Origin of the sequence: Aquabacterium sp., assembly GCF_014378415.1 — a bacterium.
Taxonomy (GTDB): domain Bacteria; phylum Pseudomonadota; class Gammaproteobacteria; order Burkholderiales; family Burkholderiaceae_C; genus Aquabacterium.
The window spans coordinates 1-4,295 of sequence record NZ_JACMNS010000169.1 but is presented as its reverse complement, the minus strand read 5'-3'; the positions used below and the strand labels follow the sequence as shown (position 1 = coordinate 4,295).

The following is a 4,295-nucleotide window of genomic DNA, read 5'->3' as shown; positions in this document are numbered from 1 at the left end:
CTACAAAAACCACATGCACCTGAACCGCTGGCACAGCGGCACGGTGAAGGTGCGCTCGCTGCCACCCATCCCAACCGCCGGGCTGAGCCTGGACGACATGCCCGCACTGATCGAGCGGTGTCGCACCCAAATGCAAGAATGTATCCAGAGCATGGACCGCGAGATCGCCGCCGCTGATCAGAGTTTGAAAGCAAGAGGCGGAGTGCGCGGCCAGCATTGAGCGCGAACACTGAGGCCTTCTGACCAACGATGGGGTGTTGTCATGGGGGATGAAGCGCGCTGGGCCGAACTGTTGCGCCGCGAACTTGTGGGCTTCACTTCGCTTTGCGGAAGGTTAAGTTGTGGCGGGTGTCGAGCCCGCCCGCCATGGGTTTGAGCGCCTTGAGGCCATGAAAACGCAGGCGGGATGGGCCACCCCAGACCAGCACGTCGCCATCGTGCAGCGGGAGTGTGCGCAAAGGCTCTGATCGTTTCAGGCCACCCACCTGGAAGGTCGCCGCTGCGCCGATGGAGACCGACACGATGGGCTGCCCCAGGTCTTGCTCGTCCCGGTCCTGGTGAACGCCCAGCGCCGCGCCGCTGTCATAGCGGTTGACCAGGCAGGCGTCGGGCTCGAAATTTTCAAACCCTGCCGTGGCCGCAGCGTTCTGTGCCAAGGCCATGAAGCTGTCCGGCATGGCGGGCCAGGGGCGATCGGTGAGCGGGTCGGTGTGGGTGTATCGGTAGCCCGAGCTGGAAGACGTCCAGCCCCAAGGACCGCAGTTGGTCATGGCCACCGACATGTGTTTGCCGCCGCTGACCTGCATGTGCCGGAAAGCTGCCTGGGCCGCGATCAAGTCGATCTGCGCCAGCAGGGGGGCGGTGTCGACGAAGGCTGACAACCAAAAAAACCCCTCGGCCAGCTCGATGCAATTGGCTTGGGGTTCAAACAGGGATGATGGCGGCCTCATGACCGCTCAGTTTACGGCGGGCTTGGCCGTTCACTGAAAGCCGTCAACCGGCATGTTTTCAGTGCGTTGCTCTTTGCGCTTTTCCCACTCGTCGCGAGCGCTGAGGCTTGCTGAGGCCTTGGGGGTCTCATCCTGCGGCCGGTAGCGCCACAAAGTGGTCAGCACGGAGGCGGCCAGCAGCAAGATCGCGCTGCACATGCTGGGGCCGCTGAACCCAAAAACAGGGATCAAGGCCGCGCCGACCAAGGCGTAGATGAAGGGCAGCATTTTGTACAGCGATTCCGGGATCCACATGTTAGTTGCCACGATTGGCCCATTAGTAACAATGTGTTCATCTTCTCAGAACCAAGCAGGCATGGGTGAGGTGGCCCCCCCAATGCAAAGGGGCGTTGCGGATTTCAATGAAATTAACGTGGGTATGTCACGTTCAAGCCGGGTTCAAACGGTCGCGCAATTCGCTCAAGGTGGTGCGCAAGGACACCAACTGTTGCTTCGTCATGTCCATCTGGCACCCAACGGCTTGGGGAATGGACTGCGCCTGCTCTTTCAGCGCCCGACCTGATGCGCTCAAGGTGATGCGCACGCGGCGCTCGTCCTCCTGATCGCGCTGGCGTTGCACCAGGCCAGCCGCCTCCAGCCGTTTAAGCAAGGGGGTGAGGGTGCCCGAGTCCAGTTGCAAATGCTGGCCCAGGTCATTGACGGTGAGGTCGGCGTGCTCCCACAGCACCATCATCACCAAGTACTGTGGGTAGGTCAGCCCCAGGGGCGCCAGCAGCGGCTTGTAGAGCTTGGTCATGGCCAGCGATGCCGAGTACAAGGCAAAGCAAAGCTGGCGATCCAGGCTCAGCGGGTCGTCCGATGGACTGGGTGGTTTGGCATCAGGCATGACGCTATGGTAGCGATCAAGCCTAAGCCGCGTCGGGATTGAGCTTTTCGATGGATTCGCTGATTTCCAGCCAGCGGTGCTCTAGCACCTCGACCTGGTCGCTGACGATTTTCAGGCGCTTGCCTTGGTCGGCTCGGGCCGTGGCAGACAGTTTGGCGTCACCCAGCGCGGTGGTGAGATCGTCACGCTCGGTGGTCAAGGTGGCCATTTGCTGCTCGACCTTTTTGAGGTCGTTTCTCAAAGGCTTGGCTTGCTCTTGCAGTTTCTGGCGGGCCGCTTGATGGGCCTTGCGTTCATCGCCGGACGACTCTTTGGCCGCGGCCTTGACCTGCTGTTGCTTGACGGCCTGCTTGTTCTGATCGCGCGCCTTGCGGGCGGCCTGGGCCACCTGTTTGCTTTGCTCTTGCAGCCACTTCTGGTAGTCGTCCAGGTCGCCATCAAAGGTTTGGACGCCGCCATGCGTGACCAGCCAGAACTCATCGCACACTTCGCGCAGCAGGGCGCGGTCGTGGCTGACCAGCATGACGGTGCCTTCAAAGCCGTTCAGCGCCATGCTCAGGGCCTCGCGGGTGGTCAGGTCCAAATGGTTGGTGGGTTCATCGAGCAGCAGCAGGTTGGGGCGTTGCCACACCACCAAGGCCAGCACCAGGCGGGCTTTTTCACCGCCGCTCATCAGGCCGACTTGCTGGTTGACCATCTCGCCGGTGAAGCGGAAGCTGCCCAGAAAATCGCGCAGCTCTTGCTCGCGGCCTTGAGGGCCAAGCGTGCGGGCCAGACGCACCATGTGCTCCAGCGGGCCTTCGTCCAGGCGCAGCACGTCCAGCTCCTGCTGGGCAAAGTAACCAATGCTCAGGCCCTTGCCTTCGGTGACGGTGCCAGAGATGGGGGGCTGCATGTGGGCCAGCGTTTTGACCAGGGTTGATTTGCCCTGACCGTTGGCGCCCAGGATGCCGATGCGTTGGCCTGGCATGACCGAGCGGTTGATGTCATTCACGATGACCGTGTCGCGGCCTTCTTCAGAGCGGTAGCCGCACACCAGGTCGGACATGGCCAACATGGGGTTGGGCAGGCTTTGCGGTTCGCGGAACTCGAAGTCGAAATCAGCGGCGCCCAGCACGGGGGCGATCTTTTCCATGCGCTCCAGGGCCTTGACGCGGCTTTGCGCCTGCTTGGCCTTGGAGGCCTTTGCCTTGAAGCGCTCGATGAACTTGCTCAGGTGGGCGATGCGGTCTTGCTGTTTGGAAAACGCGGCTGACTGTTGGTTCATGCGTTCGGCGCGCATGAACTCAAACGCGGTGTAGCCACCTGTGTAGCGGGTGAGCTTGGCCTCGTCCAGGTGCAGGGTGACCTTGGTGATGGCGTCGAGGAATTCGCGGTCGTGGCTGATGACGATCATCGTGCCTTCGTAGCGCTGCAACCAGGCTTCCAGCCAGACCAGGGCGTCCAAGTCCAAGTGATTGGTGGGCTCGTCCAGCAGCAGCAGTTGCGAGGGGCACATCAGCGCGCGCGCCAATTGCAGGCGCATCCGCCAGCCGCCTGAGAAGCTGTTGACGGGTGCTTCCAGCTGTTCAATGGCGAAACCGAGTCCCAGCAGCAAGGCTTGGGCACGGGCGGGCGCGTCGAAATGGCCAACCTCGGCCAGCAGGGCATGCGCTTCGGCCATGGCATTGCCGTCGCCTTCGTGCTCGGCACGGTCGAGTTCGGCACGGGCCTGCATCAAGCGGGCGTCGCCTTGCAGCACGTATTCGGTGGCCGGGGCTTCGGTTTCCGGCATGTCTTGCGCCACTTCCGCCAAGCCGCCCGGTTTGAGCCACGAGGCGGGGATTTCAACATCACCCGCGTCTGGCTGCAGACGCCCTGCCAGCAAGGAGAACAGCGATGATTTACCTGCGCCGTTTCGACCGATCAGCCCCACCTTTTCTCCGGGATGCAAGGTCGCGCTGGCCTGCTGTAGGACCGCTTTGGTACCACGGAGCAGGGAAATATTCTTGATAACGATCATGGGGCGCGGGTGAACTCAATTGGGCCAAGGGCGGCGCGGCAGTGTAACAAGCCCGGTTAAACCCGCGGATGGCGATGCATGTCTGGATGATGGTCACCGCTTGCTACAGTTTGTAAGCAGATGTCCGACAACCATACAAGAACCCTGTGATGCAGCGGTTGTCTGGCTTGTAGAAATGGAGTCGAAAATGCAACTGAAGATCAAACTATCGGTCTTGCTAGCCGCGGCGATGGTGGCCCAGTCGGCGACTTCGACCACTACAACCAGCACGTTCACAGTCACCGCCGCGGTAGCCTCAACGTGCACGGCGGCCACATCCAATGTGGGCTTTGGTGCCTACAACCCCGCCAGTGGCACAGCCAACGACGCCACCGGCGCTGCGCTGGTCACGTGCACCAATGGCTCCACCTACACCGTCAGTCTCGATGCCGAGGTGAATGCCGGTGGGGCCAGTGTG

At 61.8% G+C, this 4,295-nt stretch carries 6 protein-coding genes; 2 read left to right on the top strand and 4 right to left on the bottom strand.

The genetic code is table 11. The features are described from left to right. Window positions 1-220: hypothetical protein (locus H7225_RS15045; RefSeq protein WP_366481613.1), on the top strand; the 220-nt coding region annotated here is incomplete at its 5' end. A 94-nt stretch (window positions 221-314) separates the two neighbouring features. On the opposite strand, the gene alkB is transcribed toward H7225_RS15045, so the two are convergent. The 4 genes from alkB to H7225_RS15025 form a co-directional block, all read right to left on the bottom strand. Further along, window positions 315-950, bottom strand: a complete 636-nt coding sequence (gene alkB / locus H7225_RS15040) for a DNA oxidative demethylase AlkB (RefSeq protein WP_290663231.1) — start codon at window positions 948-950, stop codon at window positions 315-317. A 30-nt stretch (window positions 951-980) separates the two neighbouring features. Then, the gene (locus tag H7225_RS15035) at window positions 981-1,244 is read right to left on the bottom strand and encodes a hypothetical protein (protein ID WP_290663229.1); all 264 of its coding nucleotides are present in this window, start codon (window positions 1,242-1,244) and stop codon (window positions 981-983) included. 133 nt (window positions 1,245-1,377) lie between these two features. Next, window positions 1,378-1,836, bottom strand: coding sequence for a MarR family transcriptional regulator (locus H7225_RS15030; protein ID WP_290663227.1), 459 nt, complete (start codon window positions 1,834-1,836; stop codon window positions 1,378-1,380). A 22-nt stretch (window positions 1,837-1,858) separates the two neighbouring features. Then, a complete protein-coding gene (locus tag H7225_RS15025; RefSeq protein WP_290663225.1) occupies window positions 1,859-3,838 on the bottom strand; it encodes an ATP-binding cassette domain-containing protein in 1,980 nt (659 codons plus the stop codon). 187 nt (window positions 3,839-4,025) lie between these two features. Here H7225_RS15025 and H7225_RS15020 point away from each other — a divergent pair. Beyond that, on the top strand, window positions 4,026-4,295 hold a 270-nt coding region (locus tag H7225_RS15020), incomplete at its 3' end, for a spore coat protein U domain-containing protein (RefSeq protein ID WP_290663223.1).

Bases quoted from the DNA above. Each gene is read 5' to 3' on its own strand.
- H7225_RS15035 (WP_290663229.1), bottom strand. From the start codon at position 1,244: ATGTGGATCCCGGAATCGCTGTACAAAATGCTGCCCTTCATCTACGCC.
- alkB (WP_290663231.1), bottom strand. From the start codon at position 950: ATGAGGCCGCCATCATCCCTGTTTGAACCCCAAGCCAATTGCATCGAG.
- H7225_RS15025 (WP_290663225.1), bottom strand. From the start codon at position 3,838: ATGATCGTTATCAAGAATATTTCCCTGCTCCGTGGTACCAAAGCGGTC.
- H7225_RS15030 (WP_290663227.1), bottom strand. From the start codon at position 1,836: ATGCCTGATGCCAAACCACCCAGTCCATCGGACGACCCGCTGAGCCTG.